24 protein-coding genes are annotated in these 24,009 nt (G+C 74.6%); 11 read left to right on the forward strand and 13 right to left on the reverse strand.

The genetic code is table 11. From position 1 onward, the window contains the following. Positions 1-6: 6 nt before the first annotated feature. The 4 genes from LBW97_RS17855 to LBW97_RS17870 are packed head-to-tail and all read right to left on the reverse strand — an operon-like array spanning position 7 to position 3,005. A complete protein-coding gene (locus LBW97_RS17855) occupies positions 7-1,440 on the reverse strand; it encodes a glycosyltransferase family 39 protein (protein WP_224500709.1) in 1,434 nt (477 codons plus the stop codon). 41 nt (positions 1,441-1,481) lie between these two features. Further along, entirely contained in the window at positions 1,482-1,997 is a 516-nt protein-coding gene (locus tag LBW97_RS17860; RefSeq protein WP_224500710.1) for a PGPGW domain-containing protein, read from the reverse strand. Between the two features lie 57 nt (positions 1,998-2,054). Continuing rightward, positions 2,055-2,324 carry a DUF2277 domain-containing protein gene (locus LBW97_RS17865; protein ID WP_224500711.1) on the reverse strand — a complete coding sequence of 90 codons (270 nt, stop codon included), beginning with the start codon at positions 2,322-2,324 and terminating at the stop codon, positions 2,055-2,057. A gap of 30 nt (positions 2,325-2,354) precedes the next feature. Beyond that, complete coding sequence (locus LBW97_RS17870) at positions 2,355-3,005, reverse strand: hypothetical protein (RefSeq protein ID WP_224500712.1); 651 nt, start codon at positions 3,003-3,005, stop codon at positions 2,355-2,357. 110 nt (positions 3,006-3,115) lie between these two features. On the opposite strand from LBW97_RS17870, the gene LBW97_RS17875 reads away from it, so the two are divergent. From LBW97_RS17875 to LBW97_RS17910, 8 genes are all read left to right on the forward strand, one after another. Next, positions 3,116-3,505, forward strand: coding sequence for a hypothetical protein (locus LBW97_RS17875; RefSeq protein WP_224500713.1), 390 nt, complete (start codon positions 3,116-3,118; stop codon positions 3,503-3,505). Positions 3,506-3,586: 81 nt separating this feature from the next. Continuing rightward, positions 3,587-4,483, forward strand: a complete 897-nt coding sequence (locus LBW97_RS17880) for an SDR family oxidoreductase (protein ID WP_224500714.1) — start codon at positions 3,587-3,589, stop codon at positions 4,481-4,483. A 124-nt stretch (positions 4,484-4,607) separates the two neighbouring features. Continuing rightward, entirely contained in the window at positions 4,608-6,068 is a 1,461-nt protein-coding gene (eat, locus tag LBW97_RS17885) for an ethanolamine permease (RefSeq protein ID WP_224500715.1), read from the forward strand. Continuing rightward, positions 6,065-7,477: an ethanolamine ammonia-lyase subunit EutB gene (locus LBW97_RS17890; RefSeq protein ID WP_224500716.1), complete on the forward strand. Its 1,413-nt coding sequence runs from the start codon at positions 6,065-6,067 to the stop codon at positions 7,475-7,477. The genes eat and LBW97_RS17890 overlap by 4 nt, the downstream gene beginning before the upstream one ends. Beyond that, on the forward strand, positions 7,474-8,208 hold the full coding sequence (gene eutC, locus LBW97_RS17895; protein WP_224500717.1) for an ethanolamine ammonia-lyase subunit EutC: 735 nt from the start codon (positions 7,474-7,476) through the stop codon (positions 8,206-8,208). Before LBW97_RS17890 ends, eutC begins: the two co-directional genes overlap by 4 nt. A 115-nt stretch (positions 8,209-8,323) precedes the next feature. Then, on the forward strand, positions 8,324-8,731 hold the full coding sequence (locus LBW97_RS17900) for a YciI family protein (RefSeq protein ID WP_224500718.1): 408 nt from the start codon (positions 8,324-8,326) through the stop codon (positions 8,729-8,731). Positions 8,732-8,735: 4 nt separating this feature from the next. Beyond that, positions 8,736-9,884 carry an RNA polymerase sigma factor gene (locus tag LBW97_RS17905; protein WP_224500719.1) on the forward strand — a complete coding sequence of 383 codons (1,149 nt, stop codon included), beginning with the start codon at positions 8,736-8,738 and terminating at the stop codon, positions 9,882-9,884. Positions 9,885-10,014: 130 nt separating this feature from the next. After that, on the forward strand, positions 10,015-10,935 hold the full coding sequence (locus LBW97_RS17910; protein ID WP_224500720.1) for a bacteriorhodopsin: 921 nt from the start codon (positions 10,015-10,017) through the stop codon (positions 10,933-10,935). On the opposite strand, the gene LBW97_RS17915 is transcribed toward LBW97_RS17910, so the two are convergent. After that, a complete protein-coding gene (locus LBW97_RS17915; protein ID WP_224500721.1) occupies positions 10,922-11,470 on the reverse strand; it encodes a hypothetical protein in 549 nt (182 codons plus the stop codon). The two genes, LBW97_RS17910 and LBW97_RS17915, sit on opposite strands and share 14 nt — an antisense overlap. 80 nt (positions 11,471-11,550) lie before the next feature. Beyond that, positions 11,551-11,778, reverse strand: coding sequence for a hypothetical protein (locus tag LBW97_RS17920; protein WP_224500722.1), 228 nt, complete (start codon positions 11,776-11,778; stop codon positions 11,551-11,553). 20 nt (positions 11,779-11,798) lie between these two features. Here LBW97_RS17920 and LBW97_RS17925 point away from each other — a divergent pair, with 20 nt between their 5' ends. Beyond that, the gene (locus LBW97_RS17925; RefSeq protein ID WP_224500723.1) at positions 11,799-12,428 is read left to right on the forward strand and encodes a hypothetical protein; all 630 of its coding nucleotides are present in this window, start codon (positions 11,799-11,801) and stop codon (positions 12,426-12,428) included. 7 nt (positions 12,429-12,435) lie between these two features. Here LBW97_RS17925 and cydC read toward each other — a convergent pair whose 3' ends face one another. From cydC to LBW97_RS17940, 3 genes are read right to left on the reverse strand one after another with little or no spacing between them, the layout of a single operon-like run. Then, complete coding sequence (gene cydC / locus LBW97_RS17930; protein WP_224500724.1) at positions 12,436-15,759, reverse strand: thiol reductant ABC exporter subunit CydC; 3,324 nt, start codon at positions 15,757-15,759, stop codon at positions 12,436-12,438. Next, positions 15,756-16,775: a cytochrome d ubiquinol oxidase subunit II gene (gene cydB, locus LBW97_RS17935; protein WP_224500725.1), complete on the reverse strand. Its 1,020-nt coding sequence runs from the start codon at positions 16,773-16,775 to the stop codon at positions 15,756-15,758. Before cydB ends, cydC begins: the two co-directional genes overlap by 4 nt. Positions 16,776-16,814: 39 nt before the next feature. After that, positions 16,815-18,371: a cytochrome ubiquinol oxidase subunit I gene (locus tag LBW97_RS17940; protein WP_224500726.1), complete on the reverse strand. Its 1,557-nt coding sequence runs from the start codon at positions 18,369-18,371 to the stop codon at positions 16,815-16,817. 128 nt (positions 18,372-18,499) lie between these two features. Between LBW97_RS17940 and LBW97_RS17945 the strand changes: the two genes are divergently transcribed. Continuing rightward, entirely contained in the window at positions 18,500-18,853 is a 354-nt protein-coding gene (locus LBW97_RS17945; RefSeq protein WP_224500727.1) for a BlaI/MecI/CopY family transcriptional regulator, read from the forward strand. Between the two features lie 16 nt (positions 18,854-18,869). Continuing rightward, positions 18,870-19,793: a M56 family metallopeptidase gene (locus tag LBW97_RS17950; RefSeq protein ID WP_224500728.1), complete on the forward strand. Its 924-nt coding sequence runs from the start codon at positions 18,870-18,872 to the stop codon at positions 19,791-19,793. On the opposite strand, the gene LBW97_RS17955 is transcribed toward LBW97_RS17950, so the two are convergent. From LBW97_RS17955 to LBW97_RS17970, 4 genes are read right to left on the reverse strand one after another with little or no spacing between them, the layout of a single operon-like run. Then, the gene (locus tag LBW97_RS17955) at positions 19,779-20,144 is read right to left on the reverse strand and encodes a hypothetical protein (RefSeq protein ID WP_224500729.1); all 366 of its coding nucleotides are present in this window, start codon (positions 20,142-20,144) and stop codon (positions 19,779-19,781) included. The two genes, LBW97_RS17950 and LBW97_RS17955, sit on opposite strands and share 15 nt — an antisense overlap. A gap of 29 nt (positions 20,145-20,173) precedes the next feature. After that, the gene (locus LBW97_RS17960) at positions 20,174-20,791 is read right to left on the reverse strand and encodes an isoprenylcysteine carboxylmethyltransferase family protein (RefSeq protein ID WP_224500730.1); all 618 of its coding nucleotides are present in this window, start codon (positions 20,789-20,791) and stop codon (positions 20,174-20,176) included. Beyond that, positions 20,788-23,094, reverse strand: a complete 2,307-nt coding sequence (locus tag LBW97_RS17965) for a cation-translocating P-type ATPase (protein WP_224500731.1) — start codon at positions 23,092-23,094, stop codon at positions 20,788-20,790. Before LBW97_RS17965 ends, LBW97_RS17960 begins: the two co-directional genes overlap by 4 nt. Continuing rightward, positions 23,091-24,005, reverse strand: coding sequence for a hypothetical protein (locus tag LBW97_RS17970; protein ID WP_224500732.1), 915 nt, complete (start codon positions 24,003-24,005; stop codon positions 23,091-23,093). The genes LBW97_RS17965 and LBW97_RS17970 overlap by 4 nt, the downstream gene beginning before the upstream one ends. Positions 24,006-24,009 lie beyond the last annotated feature (4 nt).

The following is a 24,009-nucleotide window of genomic DNA, read 5'->3' on the forward strand; positions in this document are numbered from 1 at the left end:
TGCGGGTCAGCGCGTCCAGAGCTGGACGACCAGCTGCGTCTTGCTGCCGACGAACTCGCGCTCCTGCGTGATCCGCAGGCCGGCGTCGAGCAGGATCCCGTCGTCGTCGGTGGGCACGGGCGCGCCGTCGATGACCCGGCGGACGAGCCAGACCCGGTCGGCGTCGGCCGGGGCGTCCTCGGGGGGCAGCACGACGTCGGGGCGCAGCTGCGGGGCCAGGACCCTCACGTAGTGGTCGAGGCCGAGGGCCGCCCGCTGGTCGGCGGCCACCACCGGCTCACCGCTGCGGTGCTCCTCGGCGAGCAGTCGGACGGCGTCGTCGGCGCGCTCCCGCGGCCCCCGGTCGGTCAGCGGCACGCAGGCGAGCAGGGAGCAACCCACGAGCACGACCGCCGCCGGCACCCGGGCGGCGCGGGGGAGCGCCATCGCGCCGGCCGCCGCCAGCACCGCGAGGCCGAGCAGGCCGGCGACGAGGTACCGCGGCAGGAACACCGGCCGGACCAGCTCGGCGGTCACCAGCAGCAGCAGCGGGACGACGACCCAGCAGGCGCCGACGACGCGCACCCTGGCGCCGCGGACGGCACCGACCACCGCAAGGCCGACGAGCACCCAGAGCATCGGCGTGCGCCCACCCGCCCACGCCTCCAGCGCCAGGCCGACCAGGCGGCCGTCGGTGTCGTTGAGGTGCTCGGCATTGCTCGACCCGGTGCCGTTGAGCACGGCCAGACCGACGAAGCCGACCGCGGGGAGCGCACCCAGGAACCCGGCGACGACCACCGGCAGGGCCCGGCGACCGCGGAGCAGCACCGCCGCGGTCACGAAGGCGGCGAGCACGGTGAGCGCGTACCAGTGCGCCAGGCCCATCCCGGCGCCCGCCAGGCCGAGGAGCAGCACCCCTCGCGGCGGCTCCTGCAGCCAGCGGACGAGGCCGAGCGCGGCACCGCCGGTCGCCAGGACCGCCAGCCCGTAGCTGCGCGCCTCGACCGACTGCTCGATCAGCAGCGGGCTGCAGGCGAGCAGCACCCCGGCCAGCACGCCCGTCGCGCGGCCGGCGAGGCGGCACACGGCGCGGGTGACCAGTGCGACCCCGCCGGCGGCGGCCAGGAGCGAGAGCACCCGCAACGACGTGTCCCCGCCCAGCCCGGGCAGCGCCATCCAGGCGTTGACGACGAGGTAGTAGGGAGCGTTGTAGGCCGGCGGGACGTTCGCCAGGTAGCTGGTGGTGCCCTGGCCGGAGCCGATCGCGGCGAGGACGTCGCCCAGCGGCCGGCGGGCCACCTCGGCGGTGAACAGCTCGTCGAACCACAGCCCGTGCCCGGGCAGGAGCAGGAGGACGCCGAACGCGACCAGCAGCAGGGACGGGAGCAGCTCCGCGGGCGACCAGCGGACCGGGCGGGGCGCGGACGGCGCGGGACGCTGCTCCACCGCCACCGTGCTCACGGGGTCAGGTTAGGCGACCCTCCCCGCCCGGTTCCCGCGGATCAGAACCCGAGGGCGGAGGTGGCCTTGTCGACCAGCTGGAAGTGACCGACCGCCCAGAAGGCGACGCCGGCCGCGGCCAGACCACCGATGGTGACCGCCAGCGAGCTCACCGGGTGCTGCTTGGCGTGCCGCCAGGCAGCCACGGCCTTCTGCTTGAAGACGGCGAAGAAGCGGCGGGCCCAGTCGAACTCCGTGGACCACACCCAGAGGCCGGCGAGCACCGGGGGAATGGTGAGCGGCCCGGGCAGCACGGTGAGCGCGATGCCCAGCATCACCAGGATCAGCCCGGCGGCGAAGACGCCGATCCGCCAGGCGATCGCGGTGCCGGGGTTGGCGTGCACCTTCTCGCGGAAGGACCCGGGCTTCAGCTCGCGCGGCTGCCCCAGCCCGTCGGTGCAGTGGGCGCAGACGGACGACCCGCTGCCACCGGTCGACCGGGGCTGCGGCGCGTCGGCGGCGCGGTTGCCGGTGACGCGGTACTCGGCCGGACGGGTGGTCTGCGGTGCTGGTGACATGCGTCGAGCACTACCCACCGCGCGGGGCGGTCATTCGGTCGCGCGCAACCCAATCCGTCAGGTGCCGTACCGCGCGGCGGCCCGGGCACGGGCCTTGGCGGCCTCCACCTCGCGGTCCTTCGGCGGGGCGGAGGTCACCAGCGACTCGAGCAACCGGGCCGATGCGGCGGTCACCTCGGCGACGGCACGGTCGAACGCCTCGGTGTTGGCCTGGGACGGCTTGACCGTCCCGCTGATCTTGCGGACGTACTGCAGCGCGGCGGCCTGGATCTCGTCGGACGCGGCGGGCGGCTCGAAGTTCGCGAGGGGGCGGATGTTGCGGCACATGCCCCGCAGCGTAGGAGCCGCCCGGCCGCTTCAGGCGAGATCGAAGCCCGCGCGGTCGATCTTGCGGTGGTAGCGCTCGCCGAGCTTGCCGCCCAGGATCGCGCCCAGGAGCGTGATCAGCAGGATCGCGACCAGCGTGATGATGCCCGCGGTGGTCGCGGTGCCCTCGTCGACGGGGATGCGCGGGAGGTTGAGCTGCTGCAGCACGTTGTACTGCGAGCCGAGGATCGCGCCGGCCGCGGCGAGCGCGAGCACGACGAGCAGGCCGATGATCCACACCGCGATGCCCTGGCGGGCGCCGTCGAAGCGCGCCATCCGGCCGGCGACGTACCCGCCGGCCAGGTAGGCCAGGAAGAGGATGACGAGGACGGCGATGCCGCCGCCGATGCCGATGCCGGTGGTCACCTCGTCCGCTGCCTGGTCGGCCGAGTCGATGCCCTGCGAGAGGCCCAGCGCGACGCCGGCCGCCGACAGCAGCGCGATGAGGATGACCGCCAGGCCGTTGGCCGACAGCCAGCCGAAGAAGGCGGCACCCCACTTGATCCCGCCGAAGCGGTCGTGCTGGGCGGTGACCGCGTCGCGGGCGGCGCCGCGGGTGACCGACGCGCCCTCGGTGGCGCCGGCACTGTGCGCGCCGACCGTCGCGTCGTGGTCGTGCCTGGTGTGGTCGTTCCCGGCCATGGTGGTTCCCTTCGTCCGAACGGAAGCCGCCTGTGTCCCCCCGGGCGGTGATCAGGTTGCATGCCCGAGGGGTCCGAGACGGAAACGAGGCCCGCCGGAAGGGTGAACGCGTGACGGTGCTGGTGGTGGACCTGGCCAACGTCGTGGGATCGCGCCCCGACGGGTGGTGGCGGGACCGGGCCGGTGCGGCGACCCGGCTGCTCGGGCGGCTGGCCGCGCTCCCCGTCGAGGTGCCGGGACCCGACGGCGGGGTGCTCCGGATCGCCTCGACGGTCGCCGTCGTGGAGGGTGCGGCCCGCGACGTGCCGGAGCCGGACGGCGTTCGCGTGGTTCGGGCGACGGGCAGCGGGGACGACGCGCTGGTCGCGGCCGTCGTCGAGCTGACCGCCGCGGGGGAGCAGGTGCTCGTGGTGACCGCCGACCGCGGGCTGCGGGCGCGGCTGCCCGACGGCGTGCGCTGCGCCGGTCCGGGTTGGTTGCGGGACCGGCTGGACGCGTGATCCCGCGGGCCACCGGGTAGCCCACCCCGGACACCGGACGACGTCGACGACGCCGTCCGCCCCCACTGGCGAGGAGAGCCCGTGCCGTTACCCGAGGGATCCGGACCCATCACCGCGCTGGTCACCGGCGCCTCGAGCGGGATCGGCCGCGCGACCGCCGTCCAGCTCGGCGAGCGGGGCGCCCGGGTGGTGCTCGTCGCCCGGGGGCGCGAGTCGCTGGAGGCCGCGGCCGTCGAGGTGCGGGCCGCCGGCGCCGCCGAGGTCGTCGTCTGTCCCGCCGACGTCCTGGACGACGACGCGATCTCCGCGGTCGTCCGGTCCACCGTGGAGCGGTTCGGCCGGCTCGACACGGTGGTCCACGCCGCGCAGGTGATGGCCTACGGCAAGGTCGAGGACGTGCCCAAGGACGTGTACGAGCGCGTCGTGGACACCGCCGTGCACGGCACTGCGACCGTGGCACGGCACGTGCTGCCGGTCTTCCGCCGCCAGGGCGCGGGTCACCTGGCCATCGTGAACTCGCTGCTGGGCAACGTCGCGACGCCGCTCATGGGCAGCTATGTCGCGGCCAAGTGGGGACAGCTCGGCCTGGCGCGGACGCTGCAGCTGGAGGTGCGCGACGTCCCCGGCATCTCGGTGTCGATCGTCCAGCCCGGCGGAGTGGACACCCCCATCTACATGCAGGGCGCGTCCTGGGCCGGCAGCACCGGCCGGCCGCCGCCGCCGGTCTACTCGCCGCAGCGGGTCGCCCGCCGGGTGCTCTCCACCCTGGACACCCCGGTGAGGGTGATCCAGGCCGGCATCTTCAACCCGGTGATCACCGCCGGGTTCCGGCTGCTGCCCGGTGTCTACGACCTGCTGGTCGGACCGCTGCTGCAGCGGATGGCGCTGGCGGACGACCAGGTCGGGCCGACCGAGGGCAACGTCTTCGAGTCCAAGCCCGAGGGCAACGCCACCGAGGGGCGCTGGCGCAGCATCTGAGCCGGCCCTGCGACGGTGGTGTGAACAGTCTGTTCCGTCCCGTCGCAGGGCGTTGTGCACCCGCCGGGGCAGGGCCAGGCTGGCCCCACCCGACCACGCGGGGGGCCCGACGGAGGGCCTGACGATGACCGCGGATCCAGGAGTTCGACCGGCACGTACCGGCACGCACCACGCCGGCGTCGAGGCCGAGGCGGTGGAGTCGGGCTACCTGCAGAAGCGGCAGCTGCGGACGGGGACCGCGGGCTGGGTGCTGCTCGCCGGCCTCGGGGTGGCCGCGGTCATCTCCGGTGACTACGCGGGGTGGAACTTCGGGCTGGCCGAGGGCGGCTTCGGCGGGCTGCTGATCGCCACCGTGCTCATGGCGGTGATGTACACGGCCATGGTGTTCGGCCTCGCCGAGCTGGGATCGGCGCTGCCGACGGCGGGTGGTGGCTACACCTTCGCCCGGCGGGCGCTGGGGCCCTGGGGCGGGTACGCCACCGGGGTCGCGGTCCTCATCGAGTACGCGATCGCGCCGGCGGCCATCGCCACCTTCATCGGCGCCTACGTCGAGTCGCTGGGGCTGTTCGGGATCACCGACGGCTGGTGGGTCTACCTCGCCGTCTACGCGCTCTTCATCGGCGTGCACCTCCTGGGCGTCGGCGAGGCGCTCAAGGTCATGCTGGTCATCGCCGCCATCGCCGTCGCCGGGCTGGTGCTCTACCTGGTCGGGGCGATCCCGGCCTTCGACTCCGGCAACCTGCTCGACATCGCGCCCACCGACGCCGCCGGTGCCTCGGACTTCCTGCCGTTCGGGCTGATGGGCGTGTGGGCTGCGTTCCCGTTCGCCATCTGGTTCTTCCTCGCCGTCGAGTGCGTGCCGCTGGCCTCGGAGGAGGCGCGGGACCCCGCCCGGGCGTTGCCGCGGGGGATCGTCGCGGCGATGGGCGTCCTCGTCGTCCTCGCCGTCCTCATGCTGGTGTTCACCGCCGGGGCCGGGGGCTCGCAGGCGATGTCGGCCAGCGGGAACCCGCCCGTGGAGGCGCTGCAGGTGGCCGGCTCGGGGCTGGCCGACGTCGTCAACTACGCCGGGCTGTTCGGCCTGGTCGCCAGCTTCTTCTCGATCATCTACGCCTACTCCCGGCAGACGTTCGCCCTGTCGCGGGCGGGCTACCTGCCGCGGGCGCTGTCGGTGACCAACGGCCGCAAGGCCCCGGTGCTGGCGCTGCTGGTGCCCGGCGCCATCGGGTTCGCCCTCTCCCTGACCGGCCAGGGCGCGATGCTGCTCAACATGGCCGTCTTCGGGGCGACGGTCTCCTACGTGCTGATGATGGTCAGCCACATCGTGCTGCGCCGTCGCGAGCCCGACCTGCCGCGGCCGTACCGGACGCCGGGCGGCACGGTCACGACCGGCATCGCCCTGGTCCTGGCCGCCGCGGCCGTCGTCGCCACCTTCCTGGTCGACGTCGAGGCCGCGCTCTGGACGCTGGCCGCCTACGCCGTCTTCCTCGGCTACTTCGCCCTCTACAGCCGGCACCACCTGGTCGCCTCCGCGCCCGAGGAGGAGTTCGAGCTGCTGGCGGCCGCCGACGAGGACGTGCGGTGATCCGGCGGACGACGCTGTCGGGGCGCACCTTCGAGTTCCCGTCGCTGGCCGACCTCCTGGCGAAGGCGACGCCGGCGCGCTCCGGTGACGTGCTCGCCGGGTGCGCGGCGGAGTCGGCCGCCCAGCGGGTGGCTGCGCAGCTGGTGCTGGCCGACCTGCCGCTGGCCACCTTCCTGGAGGAGCAGGTCGTCGGCTACGAGGAGGACGACGTCACCCGGCTGATCCTCGACACGCACGATGCGGCGGCCTTCGCGCCGGTCGCGTCGCTGACCGTGGGGGAGTTCCGCGACCGGCTGCTCGGCTGGGCGGCGACCGGCGACGAGGCGGCGATCTCCGGTCTCGCCCGGGGGCTGACTCCGGAGATGGTCGCGGCTGTGTCGAAGCTGATGCGCAACGCCGATCTGATCGCCGTCGGCCGCCGCACCCGGGTGGTCACCGGGCTGCGCTCGACCCTCGGGCTGCCCGGCAGGCTGGCCTCGCGACTGCAGCCCAACCATCCGACCGACGACCCGCTGGGCGTGACCGCGTCCATCGTCGACGGGCTGCTGCAGGGCTCGGGGGACGCGGTCATCGGCATCAACCCGGCGACCGACTCCCCGGCGCAGACGATCGCGCTGCTGGAGCTGGTCGACGCGGTGATCCGGCGCTACGACATCCCGACCCAGTCCTGCGTGCTGGCCCACGTGACGACGACGCTCCGGGCGCTGGAGCGGGGCGCGCCCGTGGACCTGGTGTTCCAGTCGGTCGCGGGCACGCAGGGGGCCAACCGCGGGTTCGGCGTGACCCTCGACCTGCTGGCCGAGGCGCGGGCCGGTGCGCTGGAGCTCGGCCGCGGCACGGTCGGGCGCAACGTCACGTACTTCGAGACCGGGCAGGGATCGGCGCTCTCGGCCGGCGCGCACCTCGGGGTCGACGGCCGGCCGGTGGACCAGCAGACGCTGGAGTGCCGGGCCTACGCGGTGGCCCGGCACTTCGAGCCGCTCCTGGTGAACACCGTCGTCGGTTTCATCGGGCCGGAGTACCTCTACGACGGCAAGCAGGTGGTCCGCGCGGGGCTGGAGGACCACTTCTGCGGCAAGCTGCTCGGCCTGCCGATGGGCGTGGATGTCTGCTACACCAACCACGCCGAGGTCGACGGCGACGACACCGACGCCCTGATGCTGCTGCTCGGGGCGGCGGGGTGCTCGTTCCTCATCGCCGTGCCGGGGTCCGACGACGTGATGCTGCACTACCAGTCGCTGTCGTTCTCCGACGTCCTCTCCGCCCGGCAGGTGCTCGGGCTGCGGCCGGCGCCGGAGTTCGAGGAGTGGCTGGCGCGGATGGACCTGCTCGAGGCCGACGGCCGGGTCCGGTCGCTCGCGCCTGACGCGCCGGCGGCTCGTGCACTGCTCGCGGCGGCGCAGTCGTGAGCGTCGTCGGCGACGACCCGTGGGCGGTGCTGCGGGGCGCCACCCGGGCGCGGGTGGCGCTCGGGCGGGCTGGGGACGGGCTGCCCACAGCGCGGGAGCTGGAGTTCCGGGCGGCGCACGCGGTCGCCCGCGACGCGGTGCACATGCCGCTGGAGCCCGACGTCGTCCGCGCGGCGCTGGGCGACCTCGACGTGGTGGAGGTGCACTCGGCTGCGGCGGATCGCGCGGAGTACCTGCAGCGCCCGGACCTCGGACGGCGACTCGCCCCGGGCACCGAGCTGCCCTCGGTCGGTGCGGACCTGGGCATCGTGATCGGCGACGGGCTCTCGCCGCGGGCGGTGCACGAGCACGCGGCGGGCACCGTGACCGCTCTGCTGGAGCGGCTGCCCGGCTGGTCGGTCGCGCCGGTGGTGCTGGCGCAGCAGGCGCGGGTCGGGCTGGGCGACGAGATCGGTGCCGCGCTGGGCGTGCGGGCGGTGGTGGTGCTGATCGGGGAGCGCCCGGGGCTGTCGTCGGCGGACTCGCTCGGGATCTACCTGACCTGGGACCCGCGTCCGGGGCGGGCGGACTCCGAGCGGAACTGCGTCTCGAACGTCCGGCCGCCGCACGGGCTCGCCTACGGGCAGGCGGCGGACACCGTGGCGGCGCTGCTGCGTGCGGCGCGCGAGCTCGGCGCCTCGGGGGTGGCGCTCAAGGACGAGGGGCCCGCGCTGACGTCGGGCGCCGACTGAGCAACGCGGCCGCGGCGCGCTGGAAAAGGTTCGGCGGGGATGTCGAGAACGGGCCGACGGTTCCGTCCCCGGTACGAGGCGGCCAGGATGGGCCGCACCGCACGAAGGAGATCCCATGGCCAAGTACCTGCTGCTCAAGCACTACCGCGGCGCACCGGCGGCGGTGAACGACGTCGCCATGGACCGGTGGACGCCGGAGGAGATCGACGCCCACATGGCCTACATGGACGACTTCGCGACGAAGCTCGGGGAGACCGGCGAGTTCGTCGACGGGCAGGCACTGCGGCCCGAGGGCGCGTGGGTCCGGTACGACGGCGAGGGGCGGCCGCCGGTCACCGACGGGCCGTTCCCCGAGACCAAGGACCTGATCGCCGGCTGGATGATCATCGACGTCGACTCCTGGGACCGGGCCGTCGAGCTGGCCGGCGAACTGTCCGCGGCCCCCGGGGCCGGTGGGAAGCCGATCCACGAGTGGCTGGAGGTCCGGCCCTTCTTCGACGCCCCTCCCACGTCCGGCGACTGATCGGGTGGACGAGCCGCGGCTGCGGCAGCTGATCCCCGAGGTGATCGGCGTCCTCGTCCGGCGCGGAGCTGATTTCGCGTCGGCCGAGGACGCCGTCCAGGAGGCGCTGGTCACCGCGATCCGGACCTGGCCGGAGGATCCGCCGCGGGACGCCAAGGGCTGGCTGGTGACCGTGTCCTGGCGCAAGCACCTGGACCTCCGGCGGTCCGAGTCCGCCCGCCAGGGCCGCGAGGTCGCCCTCGACCTGGAGCCGCCGCCCGGGCCGGTGCCGACCGTCGACGACACCCTGCGCCTGTACTTCCTGTGCGCGCACCCCTCGTTGACGCCCGCGTCGGCGGTGGCGCTCACGCTGCGCGCCGTCGGCGGCCTCACCACGCGGCAGATCGCCGAGGCCTACCTCGTGCCGGAGGCCACGATGGCTCAGCGCATCAGCCGGGCCAAGCGGCGCATCGCCCAGGTGCCGCTCGACCAGCCGGGCGACCTGCCCACGGTGCTGCGGGTGCTCTACCTGATCTACAACGAGGGGCACTCCGGAGAGGTCGACCTCGCCACCGAGGCGATCCGGGTGACCCGCCAGCTGGTGGGAGGGGCCGACGACCCCGAGGTCGCCGGGCTGCTCGCGCTCATGCTCCTGCACCACGCGCGCCGGGCCGCGCGCACCGACGCAGCGGGCCGGCTGGTCCCGCTCGCCGAGCAGGACCGGAGCCGGTGGGATCCCGCGCTGGTCGCCGAGGGCGTCGGGATCCTGCAGTCCGCCCTCGCCCGCGACCGGCTCGGCGAATACCAGGCCCAGGCGGCGATCGCCGCGCTGCACGCCGACGCGCGACGGTTCGAAGAGACCGACTGGGTGCAGATCGTGGAGTGGTACGACGAGCTCGTCGCGCTCACCGGCTCCGACGTGGCCCGGCTCAACCGGGCGGTCGCCGTCGGCGCGGCGGACGGCGCTCTTGCGGGGCTCGCCGCGCTGGCAGAGGTCGACCCGGCCATCCCGCGGCACACCGCCGCCTCGGCGTACCTGCACGAGCTGGCCGGGCAGCTCGCGGAGGCGGCCGACCTGTACGCGGCGGCGGCGCGGGCGGCCTCGAACCTGGCCGAGCGCGACCACCTCACCCGGCGGGCCGCCTGGCTGCGGCAGCGCACCGACCAGGGCTGATCCCGCCGTCCAGGTCAGGGCGGCCATCGGCGCCGCCCGCGACCCCCGACCGGACGGCGTCGCCGGTTGCGGCCGGGCGCCAGGGGTAGGGGCGGCGAGCCTCGTCGTCCCTTCCTTCCGCGGAGCCTCCATGGACACGCCCATGCCCGAGCTGCAGACCATGCCGCTCGGTCTCTACGACGTGGTGCAGCTGGCGCTGCTCGGCGCCTTCTTCGCACTGTTCGCCTACTTCGTGTACTCGTGGAACAGCTTGGACGAGGTGTCGCCGCGGTACCGGCCCTCGGTGCTCGCCGGGCTCTGCCTGTCGGGTGTCGCGATGCTGGCCTACGTCCTGCTCTACCAGGACTGGGACTCCGGCTTCCGGCTCGAGGGCGAGGTCTACGTCCCGAACGAGGAGGCGCGGAACACTCTCGGCACCCGGTACATCGACTGGTCGGTCACCGTTCCGCTGCTGACCGTCGAGCTGCTCGCCGTCTGCTCGGTGGCCGGCGCCGCCGCCCGGAGGCTGCGCTTCACCACGATGGCCGCGGCGTTCCTGATGATCGTGACCGGCTACATGGGGTCACAGGTGCTGTCGGAGGGCCGCGACACCACCGCGCTGGTGGTGTGGGGGCTGATCAGCACCGCGTTCTTCGTCTACCTGTACGTCGCGCTCATCGGCGCGGTCCGCGCCTCGCTGCCCACCATGGGCGCGGAGGCCGCGGCCAGCCTGCGCAACGCGACGATCGTGCTGCTCAGCAGCTTCGGGGTGTACCCCCTGGTCTACGCCGTGCCGGTGTTCGTCGACGTCACCCCGGCCTGGTTCACCGGGATGCAGGTCGGCTACTCGGTGGCCGACGTCGTGGCCAAGGTGGGCTTCGGGGTCCTGACCCACAAGGTGGCCAAGCTGCGCACGGCGGAGGACGTCGTCTCCGGCGTCGACACCCATCCGGAGGCGGTGTGGTCCGGCAACGTGCAGAAGAGCGAGGCGGTGCTACCCGCGGTGCGCGGGGCGTCGACCCCGGCCGGCGCGGGGCGCCGGCCGGGGGACGAAGGGGTCAGCGGGCGTTGATCCCGGCGGCCACCTCGCTGGGGCGCTGCTGCTCGCCGGCGTAGGAGCTGATCGCGACCAGCGTGCCGGTGAGCGCGGGGATGACCCACTGCAGGGTGTCCAGCTGCTGCTGGGCGGCGGCGACGTCGGCCTGCGCGACCTTGGTCCGCTTGCTCGGCTTCGTGCCCGACTTCGACGGCACACCGCCGGCGGCCGAGACGCGCGCGCCCAGGACCCGGCTGTAGGCGGTCGCGCCCAGGGCGGCCGCGGTGACCAGCGTCTTGAGGGCCGACATGCTGCCGACGCCCTGCTGCGCGGCGACCCGCTGCTTGTTGGCGCGCAGCTGGCCGACGCTGCCGATCAGGTGCGCACCGATGGCGGCGGCGTTGACCGGCGTCCAGCGGTCCCAGCCGGCGTTGGCGACCCGGCCGGTGGCCGAGTCCGATCCGGCTTCGCCCGCGGCGGCGTTCAGTGCGACTGCGTTGGCCAGCGTGCCGCCGAACCAGGCGGACAGGCCGAGGTCGTGCAACGAGCGGGACAGGGTGTTGCGAGCCATGAGGTCTCCTCGGCCGGGGATGGTCCCCGGTCCCTACCCCTCGTCGTCGAGCCCATGCCGATCGTGCACGACCGGACGGGTCAGCGACGGCGGAGCAGGCGGGCCAGACGGTGGTGGCGGCCGGCGGTGAGCTCGGCGGGAGGAGCCGGCTCCGGGGTGGCGGCCAGCGCCGCGTGCCGCTCGTGCAGCCGGCTGCGGACGTCGTCGGGTGTGTAGGCGCGGCGCTGCCGTTCGTTCCGGGCGAGGACCGCCCCTCCGGCTGCGACACCCGCGAGACCGGCAAGTCCGAACAGCTTCCAGAGGCGCACGGTCCGTAACGTAGCCGCTCGTGCCCGAGCTCTCGTTGGACGACTCGGTCGACCTCACCCGCACCGGCGACGTCTGGGTCTTCCGCGGCGCCTCCGTCGCCGACCGGGCCATCCAGACGCTGACCAACGCGCCGGTGAACCACGTCGGGATGGCCGTCGTCCTGGAGGACCTGCCGCCGCTGCTCTGGCACGCCGAGCTCGGCCGCTCGCTGCCCGACGTCTGGACCGGTCAGCACCAGCGCGGCGTGCAGCTGCACGACCTGCGCGACGCCGTCGTCACCTGGCGGCAGAAGTACGGGCAGCGGGCCTGGCTGCGGCAGCTGATCGGCCCGTCCGACGACGGCGGTGTGACCCCGGAGATGGAGGACGCCGTCCTGCGCACCATCGCCCGGATGGACGGCCGGCCGTTCCCGACCACCTCGAAGCTGGCGCGCGGCTGGGTCAACGGCCGGTTGCGGCGCGGGACCAGCACCGAGGCGATCTACTGCGCCGAGCTGGTCGCGGCCACCTACACCGCGATGGGACTGCTGCCCGCCGACCGCCCGCAGAACTGGTACGACCCCGGCAGCTTCTGGTCGGAGGACCACCTCGAGCTGCTGCAGGGCGCCCGGCTCGGCCCGGAGATCCCGGTGGACGTGGCGGCCGCCTAGAGGCGGCTCAGCCGATCCGGGCAGCCACCTTTCCGAGGCGGACGACGGTGTCGCCGGAGCGCTCCACGTCGTCGTCGTGGGTCACGCAGACGACCAGCCGCCCGGCCAGCGCCGTCCGGAGATCGCGCACCAGCGCGTCGGCCGTGGGGGCGTCGAGGTGCGCCGTCGGCTCGTCGAGCAGCACGACGTCGCGGTCGGCGAGCAGTGCCCGCGCCGCGGCCAGCCGGCGGCGCTCTCCGCCGGAGAGCGCGGTGCCGCCCGCGCCGACCTGGGTGTCGAGGCCGGCGGGGAGCGTGCCCAGCAGCCCGGCCAGGCCGGTGGCGGTCAGGGCCGCGTGCATGCGCGCCTCGCCGTCGGCCCCGGCGAGCTCGCCGCGGGGCGCGGCCAGCGCGAGGTTCGCGCGGATCGTCGAGGCGAAGACGTGCGCCTCCTGCGGCAGCCAGGCCATCCGGGCGCGCAGGCCCTCGCCCCGGAGCTGATCGGTGGGCAGCCCGTCCACGGTGTAGCTGCCCGACCGCGGCCGCAGCGACGCCATCAGCACCGCGAGGAACGTCGACTTCCCGGTGCCCGAGGGGCCGCGCAACACCAGCCAGCCGTCGCCGGCAGCGAGCGCGGCGTCGACACCGCGCAGCACGTCGGGGCCGCCGGGCCAGCCCGCGACGAGGCCCTCCGTCCGCAGGGACGAGATCGCGGCCGGAGCCGACAGCGGGGAGACCGGGTCGGCGGCGACCGGAGCCTCGATCACGGCATCCAGTCGGGCCTGCGCGTCGGCCAGGGCGCCGCGGCGTTGCAGCCCGCCGACCAGTCCGGCGAGGGGCTCGGTCAACGCCAGCGGCGCGAGCGCCAGGACCGCCAGCGACGGGCCGGTCAGACCGCCGGCGACCGCCACGGCGGTGCCGGCCACGGCGGCGAGCCCGGTGCCCAGCACGACGGCGCCGGTGCCCAGCGCGGCGGCCCGGACGCCGGTGCGCGCGGCGGCCGACTGCCGATCGGCCAGGGCGGCCAGGTCGGCGGCCGCGCGGGCGGCGAGACCGTGCGCGCGCAGATCCGGCAGCCCGTCCAGCACCGTCGCGGTGTCGCGCAGCGCGGTGATCCGCAGCGTGCTCTCGGTCCGGGCGGCGCCGGCGTCCACCCGGCGGTGGGCGAGCACCACCAGTGCGACGGTCGCCGCGAGCACCCCGCCCACGACGGCGCCAGCGGCCGGGTGCACCAGCACGAGGGCGCCGGCGGTCAGCACGGTGACGACCGCCGCGACCGAGATCGGCGGGCGCACCCGCACGGTCAGGTCCTGGACCACGCCCACGTCGCCGACCACTCGGGCCAGCGCCGAGCCGGGCGTGCGGTCGGCAGCCAGCCCCTGTCTGGCCAGCGCGCTCCACACCCGCACGCGCAGGGCGGCGGCCTGCCGGAACGCGGCGTCGTGGGAGACCAGTCGCTCCAGCCAGCGCAGCACCGCCCGGCCGATCCCGAAGAACCGCACGCCCGCGGTCGCGACGAGCAGCGTGAGCACCGGGGGCATCTCGGCCGCCCGCACGATCAGCCATCCCGAGACGGCGGTCAGCGCGATGCCGGCCGCCGAGGAGAGCGTGCCGGCGAGGACGGCCCGGCGCATCGAGCCGGCGACGGGCGCAGGGGAGGCTCCGGGCACGGGGAGTGCGGGAGCCGCGGCGACGGTCGCTGACACCGGGTGCGGGTCGTCCGCCGGCGCCCGGACGAGCGGGAGGTCGACGGTGCGGTCGGCCAGCGCCGCCAGCACCGGGTCGTGCGTGACCAGCACGACGGACACCGTGCCGCGCAGCCCGGCGAGGACGGCGGCGACCCGATCCCGGGCGGTGCCGTCGAGGTGCGCCGTGGGCTCGTCGAGCAGCAGCAGCGAGGCGCCGCGGCGCAGGCGCACCAGCGCCCGGGCCAGCGCCACCCGCTGCAGCTCGCCAGGGGACAGGGACTCCGGCGCCCGTCCCGCGAGGTCGTCGGCGCCGACCCGCACGAGGGCTTCGATCACGAACGCCTCGCCGGTGACCTCGTCCAGACCGGGCTCGGAGGCGGCGTGCCGGCGCAGCTCGTCGGCCACCGTGGCGCCGGTGGTGCGGGGGAACTGCGGCACGACCGCGACCTCGCCCACGCCGCGGACGGTGCCCCCGACCTGCGCGACGGGGTCGGTCAGCCCCGCCAGGGCGGCGAGCAGCGTGGACTTCCCGGAGCCGCTGGCTCCGCGCAGCACGAGCAGCTCGCCGGGCCGGACGACGAGGTCGGTGGGCGGGAGCGCTGCGACGCCTCGGCCGGGGTGGGCGACGGTCAGCCCGGAGACGACGACGTCGGCACCGCGGGGATCCTCGGCGGCGACCGCTCCCGCATCCGGCAACTCGGGGGCGGCGAGCACTGCCCGCGCCTCCGCGGCGGCCAGCGCCGCGTCCTCGGAGGCGTGGTGCGCGGAGCCGAGCGCCCGGAGCGGAGCGAAGGCCTCCGGAGCGAGCAGCAGCGCGGTGAGACCGACGGCGAGCGCCATGTACCCCTCGGCCAGCCGGACTCCGACGGTGACCGCGACCAGGGCCACCGACATCGTGGCGATCAGCTCGAGCACCAGTGAGGAGAGGAAGGCGACGCGGAGGGTGGCGAGCGTCCGGACGCGGTGGGTCTCACCGAGGGCGGCGAGCGCGGCGGTCTGCTCGGCGGCGCGGCCCAGCCCGACCAGGACGGGCAGCCCGCGGACCAGCTCGGCGACGTGCGCGGCGATCCGGTCCAGCGCCCGCGCGGAGTCCGCCGTCGCCGACTCGGTGTGCCGGCCGACCAGCACCATGAACACCGGGACCAGGGGCAGGGTGACCGCGACGAGCACCGCCGAGAGCAGGTCGGTGACGGCGAGCACCAGCAGCAGCGCGGGCGGCACGACGATCGTCTGCGCCAGCGCCGGGAGGTAGGTGGCCAGGGCCGGGCCGAGGTCGTGCAGCCGGGTGGTGGCGAGGACGGCGGCCGGTCCTGGCCCACCGGCAGTGGCGACGGCGGCGGGGGAGGTGGCCAGCCGGTCGAGCAGGTCGCGCCGGAGCCGGTCCTCCGCGCGGCGCGCGTCGCGTGCGGCCACCGTCTCGCCGGCGGCGCCGGCCGCCGAGCGGAGGGCCGCGCCGGACGCCGCGAGGACGAGCGGCACCGTCGGGGAGCCCTCGGCGAGTCCGGTCGCGCGGGCCACCCCGTGTGCCAGCCCGGCGGCGAGGAGCACCAGGCCGGCGGTCTGTGCCAGCGCGGCCAGCGCGGCGCGGACCAGAGCACCGACCAGCCCCGGCACACCGGCGAGCGCGCCGAGCGGGCCGCGACCGGCTGCCGTCGAGGTACTCACGCGTGCGCTGGTGCGGCCGGCTCCTCGTGCACCGGCTCGGCGGTCAGCCGCTTGCGGAACACCCAGTACGTCCACGCCTGGTATCCCAGCACGACCGGCAGCCCGACCGCGGCGGCCCAGGTCATGACCGTGAGCGTGTAGTCGCTCACGGAGGCTTCGGCGATGGTCAGGTCGAAGGCCGGGTCGATGGTGGAGGGCACCACGACGGGATACGCGGCGCCGAAGATGGTGGCCGCCGCGGCGACCAGCATCGCGCCCCAGGCGGCGAACGCCTGGCCCTCGCGGCCCACCCGGATCCGCGCCCAGGCAACCATCACCGAGAGCGCGGCGACCAGCCAGAGCACCGCCGTGACCGTCGTGCCGTACCGGAGGTGCGTGAGGCCCGCCCAGACGAGCAGCGGGATCGCGGCGACCGGCGTCCAGCGGACGGCGAACTGCCGGGCGCGGGTCCGGACGTCGCCGTCGACCTTGAGCGCCAGGAACAGCGCGCCGTGCACCAGCGAGAACCCGAGCACCGCGACAGCGCCGAGGAGGGCCGGCCAGCTGAGCCCGGAGAAGGCGCCGCCCACCCGGTTGCCGGCGTCGTCGATCGGCAGGCCCAGGGTGGTGGCCCCGAGCGCGGCGCCGATGCCCAGGGAGGCGATCAGCGACCCGGCGACGATCACCCGCGTCCACGTCGCGTCCCACTGCTCGGTGTGGTGCGAGTGCCGCCACTCGAAGGCCACGGCCCGGATGATCAGGCCGAAGAGCACCAGCACGAACGGCAGGTACAGCGAGGGCAGCCAGCTGGCGTACCAGCCGGGGAAGGCGGCGAACACCGCGCCGACGGCGGTGATCAGCCACACCTCGTTGCCGTCCCACAGCGGGCCGATGCTGCGCAGCATCAGATGCCGGTCGGCGGGCTTCCGACCGAGCACGGGCAGCAGGGCGGCGACGCCGAAGTCGAAGCCCTCCAGCAGCAGGAAGCCGATCCAGAGGAGGGCGACGGCGGCGAACCAGACGGTCTGCAGATCCATGGTGGCGGCTCCGGCGGGGTGGGTGGGGAGAAGCAGGTCTCAGTGGGCGAACTGGAGGACGTCGTCGTCGCGGTCGCGGCGTGGGGCGCCGTCGCCGGTGTCGTCGTCGGGCGGTTCGGGGCTGAAGCCGGGGGTGGCATGGCCGTCGCCGCTGGTCACTCCGCGGCGGACGAAGCGCACGATCAGCCAGAGCTCGACCACGGCCAGCGCGCCGTAGACCAGGGTCAGCCCGATCAGCGACGTCCAGACCTCGGCGGCGCTGATGCCGGGGGAGACCGCCTGGGCGGTGAAGAAGTAGACCTGGTCCTCGACCGCGACGTCGGGGTTCGGGTGGACGACGAAGGGCTGACGGCCCATCTCGGTGAAGATCCAGCCCGAGGCGTTGGCGACGAACGGTGCGCCGACGGCGAGCAGCGAGCCGTACACGCCGATCCGCGACGTCGGCACCCGCCCCCGGCGGGTCGACCAGAGCGCGTACGCCGCGACCGCGGCGGCGACGCCGCCCATGCCGATCATCAGCCGGAAGTTCCAGTAGGTGACGGCGAGCAGCGGTGTGTAGTCGATCGCCTCGCCCGCCTTGTTCCCGAACGACGGGTCGTCGGGGTAGGTCGCGCCGTAGACCTCCTCGTAGCGCTCCTGCAGCTCGTTGACCCCGGGGACGGCGCTGGAGAAGTCACCGTTGGCGAGATAGGAGAGCAGGTAGGGAACGGTGATCGAGTGCACGTCGTCGCACTCGTTGGACCCGAACTTGCCGAAGGCGAAGATCGAGAACGACGCCGGCGCCTCGGTCTCGCAGAGCGCCTCGGCCGAGCTCATCTTCAGCGGCTGCTGGTGGTACATCAGCTTGGCCTGGATGTCGCCGGTGACCGCGACGAGGACGAACGCGACCAGGGAGACCCAGCCGCCGAGGCGCACCGACTTCCGCCACACCTGGTGGTCGGGGTCGGTGGTCGAGGCCTCGGCGAGCTTCCGCTTGCGCAGGTGCCACAGGCCGATGCCGACCAGCAGGGAGCCGGCGACCATCAGCGCCCCGACGAGGGTGTGGGCGTAGGCGGCGAGCGCGGTGTTGTTGGTCAGGACGGCGAGGAAGTCGACCTGCAGCGGGCGACCGGTCTCGTCGTCGGTGACGACGCCGACCGGGTGCTGCATCCAGGAGTTCGCCGCGATGATGAAGTACGCGCTGACCCAGGAGCCGATGACCGCCGCCCAGAGTGCGGCCAGGTGCACCTTCTTCGGGATGCGGCCCCAGCCGAAGATCCACAGCCCCAGGAACGTGGACTCCAGGAAGAAGGCCAGCAGCGCCTCCAGCGCCAGCAACGAGCCGAACACGTCGCCCACGAAGCGGGAGTACTCGCTCCAGGCCAGGCCGAACTGGAACTCCTGGACCAGGCCGGTGGCCACGCCGAGGACGAAGTTGATGAGGAAGACGCGGCCCCAGAAGCGGGTCATCCGCAGCCACTCGGGCTTGTCGGTGCGCACCCACATCGTGTGCATGATCGCGACCAGGAGCCCCAGGCCGATGGTCAGCGGCACCATCAGGAAGTGGTAGACGGTGGTGATCCCGAACTGCCACCGGGCGATGTCCAGCACGTCCACGGGCCGGGCTCCTTCTCGTCGTCGGTGCGACCGTCGTACGATCGTCACGTTCTTTCTACGCCGCGTAGAAGACAAAGTTCTACAGCATGTAGAAGAGTGTCGTGTGATCCGGAGAACAGGAGGCCCCGATGGCATCGCTGGGGGAGCTGGAGCGCGCGCTCATGGAGCGGTTGTGGGCTGCCGACGGCCCGGTGGCGGCGACCCGACTGCGTGATGAGCTCGCCGACCGCGGCGTCGCGCTGACCACCGTGCACACGGTGCTGACCCGGCTGGAGCACAAGGGCTTCGTCCAGCACGACGACTCCCGCCCCCGGGGCTTCTCCGCCCGTGCCAGCCGGGCGGACCACGCCGCCGAGCTGATGCACGAGGTGCTCGGGCAGGCGGCCGACCGGCATGCCGTGCTGGCCCGCTTCGTCGGCAGCGTCAACGACGAGGAGGCCCGCCTGCTGCGCGAGCTGCTCGCCGGCGGCTCCACCGGCTGACCGACCGCCGCCTCCCATGCTGCCCGCCACCGCGGTCGCCCTCGCCGTCCTGGCCGCGCTGCTCGCGTGGCCGGTGCCGGCGCTGCTGGCCCGCGCGCACTGGCCCGGGCGGGATCCGCTGGTGGCGCTGGTCTGCTGGCAGGCCGTAGGTCTGGCCGGCGGGCTCTCGATCATCGGCGCGCTGCTGGTGCACGGGCTCGCCCCCTGGGGGCACTCGCTGCCGGAGGCGTGGTGGTCGTGGGTGCGCGACGAGCCGGCCGGTGACCCGGTGCGCGGTGACCACTGGGTCACGATGACCCTCGCCGCGGTGCTGGCGGTCGAACTGGTCGGCGTACTGGCCCTGTCGTGGTGGCGCACCGCCCGGGCCCGGCAGCGGCACCGGGAGCTGCTGGAGGTCGTCGTCCGGCCCGGCCCGCAGCCCGACGCGCGGCTGCTCGACCACCCGGCGCCGGTGGCCTTCTGCATCCCGGGCGCGCGTCCGCTGCTGGTGCTCTCCTCCGGCATGGTCGCCGAACTCGACGAGGGGCAGCTCGCGGCCGTCGTCGCGCACGAGCGGGCGCACCTGGCCGAGCACCACCACCTGCTGCTGCTGCCGTTCGTGGCGTGGAAGGCGGCGCTGCCGGTGCTTCCCGCGGCGGAGCGCGCCTACGGTTCGGTGCGGGAACTCGTCGAGATGCGGGCCGACGACGTCGCGCTCGGCTCGCTCTCCGGGGCGACGCCGCGGCGCACGCTGGCCGAGGCGATCGTCGCGGCGGCCGGCGGGACCGGGGGAGTGCCTTCAGGGGCGCTCGCCGTCTCCGGCGCCGGCGTGCGGGCCCGGGTGGTGCGGCTGCTCGAGCCGGCCGATCCGCTGCCCCGGAAGGCGCGCTGGGCCGCGCTCACCGGTGCGGTCCTGCTGCTGCTCCTACCGACGGCGCTGCTGCTGCTACCCGCGCTCTGAGGGCGCCATCGCAGGCCCGAGGACGGCGTAGGCCGCGGCCAGAGCGCCGGTGACCAGCGCGAACCGGCGGTACCGGGGGAAGGCCAGCACCGGCAGCATGCTGGCCGCGTGCAGGCCGTCGACCGCGGCGGCCACGCGGACGACCGCCGTCTCCGGCGCGGCGAGCACCAGAGCGTGCTGGGCGACCAGTCGGGCGCCGAGCACCCGGGCGATCCACAGACGTTCCCGCGGGAACGTCGGCGCGACGGCGGTGGTCACCGCGCCCGGGCGGGTGAGCAGTGCCGCACCGGCGAGCAGCCCGGCGCCGGCGAGGGCGCGGGTGAGATCCCGCCGCGCGGTGTCGTCGTCCATGGGTCGAGCATGCCCCGTCCCTTCCGGGATCACGATCGCTCCAGCGAGCCGCCGACGCGGCGACCGATTCCTGGCAGGAAGCGGCCGGTGCGTTCGGCATAGGCGGCATAGGTCTGTCCGTGCGCGAGGAGCAGGTAGGGCTCTTCCACGGCGCGCACCTGCAGCTGCACGGCGATGACCAGCGAGACCAGGGCGGCAGCACTGAGCCCGTTCGGCACCAGGAGAACCATGCCGAGCTGGGCCACCGCCATCGCGGTGAAGATCGGGTTGCGGACGTGGGCGAACACCCCGGTGGTGACCAGTTCGGTGCGTTCGCCGGGATCGACACCGACGCGCCAGGACGCTCCCATCCCCGCCTGTCCCGCCAGCGTCGCGATGAACCCGGCCAGAGCGAGGATCAGTCCGGCCGCGGCCATGACCGGTGTCTGGTCGACGGGCGCGACGCCCGCCACGGCCGACAGGGGCCCCGCCACCCCGAGGAGGATGGCGACGACGAACAGCACGCCGCCCCACCAGCCGGCGTCGGCGGGTGTGCCGGAGATGCCCCGGAACCCGGTGCTCCCGGTGCGACGGTGCTGCACCCACGACCGGACGCCGAACAGCACGACCAGTGCGCACACGTAGAGGACCAGTGCCACCGCGCTCATCGGAGGCGCCCGCCGGGCGTGGTGTGCGGTCCCTGCGACCTGGAAGCGGGCGCGCTGGTCGCCGCGTCGCGGTTCTCCGTCAGTGCCGCGAAGCCGCGCAGCCGCAGGCTGTTGGTCACCACGAACACCGAGCTGAACGCCATGGCCGCGCCCGCGATCATCGGGTTGAGCAGACCGGCCACGGCCAGCGGGATCGCCGCGACGTTGTAGGCGAAGGCCCAGAACAGGTTGCCCTTGATGACGGCGAGCGTCCGGCGGGACAGCCGGATCGCGTCGGCCGCCGCGCGCAGGTCGCCGCGCACCAGCGTCAGGTCGCTGGCCTGGATGGCGACGTCGGTGCCGGTCCCCATCGCCAGCCCGAGGTCGGCCTGGGCGAGCGCGGGGGCGTCGTTGACGCCGTCGCCGACCATCGCCACGACGCGGCCCTCGTCCTGCAGCCGCCGCACGACGTCGACCTTGTCCTGCGGCAACACCTCGGCGATCACCTCGTCGATGCCGACCTGGGCGGCGACCGCGCGTGCGGCGCGGGCGTTGTCGCCGGTGAGCAGGACCGGGGTGAGCCCGAGGTCGCGCAGCTGTCGGACGGCGGCCGCCGACGTCTCCTTGACCGCGTCGGCGACGACCAGCACTCCGCGCGCGGCGCCGTCCCAGCCGACCGCGATCGCGGTGCGGCCGGCCTGTTCGGCCTCGTCGGCGGCCCGGGTGAGCGCCTCCGGCAGGGAGAGTGACCAGTCGGCCAGCAGTCGCGGACGACCGACCACCACGGCCGCGCCGTCGACGACGCCCTGCACGCCGAGCCCTTCGACGTTGGTGAAGTCCTCGACCCCGGGCAGCGGGCCGCGCTCGGCAGCTGCCGCCGCGACCGCGCGGGCGATCGGGTGCTCCGACGCCGCCTCCAGTGCGCCGGCCAGCCGCAGCAGCTTCCCGGCGTCCTCTCCGTCGGCCGGGACCACGTCGAGCAGCGTCATGTGCCCGGTGGTGACGGTGCCCGTCTTGTCCAGGACGACGGTGTCGACCCGGCGGGTGCTCTCCAGCACCTCGGGGCCCTTGATCAGGATGCCGAGCTGCGCGCCACGGCCGGTGCCGACCATGAGCGCGGTCGGTGTGGCCAGCCCGAGGGCGCACGGGCAGGCGATGATCAGGACGGCGACCGCCGCGGTGAACGCGGCCGGCAGCCCCGCGCCGGCGCCGATCCAGAAGCCGAGGGTGGCCACGGCGAGCGCGAGCACCACCGGCACGAAGACGGCGGAGACGCGGTCGGCCAGCCGCTGCACGTCGGCCTTGCCGTTCTGGGCGTCCTCGACCAGCCGGGCCATCTGGGCCAGCTGCGTCTCGGTGCCCACGCGGGTGGCGCGCACCACCAGCCGGCCACCCGCGTTGACGGTGCCGCCGGTGACCGCGTCGCCCGGTCCGACCTCGACGGGCACCGACTCGCCGGTGAGCATCGAGGCGTCGACAGCGGAGGAGCCCTCGGTGACCTCGCCGTCGGCCGCGAGCTTCTCACCCGGCCGGACGACGAAGAGGTCGCCGGCCAGCAGCTGGTCCACCGGGACGCGCCGCTCCGTGCCGCCGCGCAGCACCGAGACCTCCTTGGCGCCGAGCTCCAGCAGTGCACGCAGCGCCGCCCCGGACCGGCGCTTGGACCGGGCCTCCGCGTAGCGGCCGGCCAGCAGGAACGTGGTCACGCCCGCTGCGGCCTCGAGGTAGATGTTCCCGGCGCCGTCGGAGCGGGCGACCGTGAACTCGAAGGGGTGCGTCATGCCGGGCTCGCCGGCGGTGCCCAGGAACAGCGCGTACAGCGACCAGCCGAACGCGGCGAGGGTGCCGAGCGAGACCAGGGTGTCCATGGTCGCGGCGCCGTGCCGCAGGTTCGTCCAGGCGGCGCGGTGGAACGGCAGCCCACCCCAGACGACGACCGGCGCGGCCAGGGTCAGCGAGAGCCACTGCCAGTACTGGAACTGCAGCGCCGGGACCATCGCCATCGCGATCACCGGCACGCTCAGCGCGAGCGACACCAGCAGCCGGGTGCGGAGCGCCGCGCTGGGATCGGCCTCCGGAGTGTCCTCCGGCTTCGGCGGCTCGGGGAGCGACGCGGTGTAGCCCGTCTTCTCGACGACGGCGATCAGCTCGTCGGTGGTGATCTCACCGGCGACGCTGACCCGCGCCTTCTCGGTGGCGTAGTTGACCGTGGCCGTCACACCGTCGAGCTTGTTGAGCTTCTTCTCCACGCGGGCGGCGCAGGACGCGCAGGTCATCCCCCCGATCAGCAGCTCGACATCGGTGGTGGTGCCGGCGGTGGTCATGAGCCGTGCTCCTCGTGCCCCTCGACGCTCACCGTGAACGCTGCTGTGCGGACGACGTCGCCGTGGCGGAAGTCGAGGAACAGTCGGTAGGTGCCCGCCGTCGGGGCGGTGGTGGCGAATCGGATGTGCGGGCCCGGCGCCGGCTGTCGTCCGTCGGAGGGCTCCACGGGGTGCACGTGCAGGTACGCCAGGTCGCCCTCGCGGAGCGCGACGAGGTGGCCGTAGGCACCCAGGTAGGGCTGGAGATCGGTGACCGGGACGCCGTCGCGGCTGACCGCCAGGGTCAGCTCGGACTCGGCACCCGGCGTGAGCTCGCCGTCGAGGACGACGGTGTAGCCGTCGACCTCGGCGACCGCCGACGGGGCGGGCAGCGGTCGCGGCTCGTAGGCGCCGGCGACGGCGAGATCCGCACCGAGGGTCCGGCTCGTCCCGTCGGCGGCCGGGGTGAAGTCGGCGAACAGCCGCCACGTACCAGGGTCCAGGGCGAGCGGCGCCCTCCAGACGCCGTCGGCGCCGAGCTCGGGGTGCACGTGCTGGTAACCGGTGAGGTCGCGGCGGACCGCGATCAGGTGCAGGTCGACGTCGTGGTCGCGGTCGTAGTCGGTGACCGCGTGCCCGTCGGGTCCGAGGACCTCGAAGGCGATCGGCGTGGCCGGGCCGGCCGGTGCCGTGCCCGCTGCGAGGGCCAGCGTGTAGCCGCCGTCGCTCACCTGGAGACCGCCGGGACCGGTGCCGGCCGCCTCGGCCCCTGCCTCGTCGTGACCGGCGTCGTGGCCACCCTCCGCGTGGCCGGCCATGGAGGTCTCGGGAGCGGTGCCCACGGGCCCGACCGCCGCGCCCACGCCGACGGCGGCGGCGAAGGTGGCGGCCAGGCCCAGCGCGAACGCGGCGATGCGGGTCGGGGTGTTCATGGCG

It is taken from the genome of Blastococcus sp. LR1 (assembly GCF_020166105.1).
Taxonomy (GTDB): Bacteria; Actinomycetota; Actinomycetes; order Mycobacteriales; family Geodermatophilaceae; genus Blastococcus.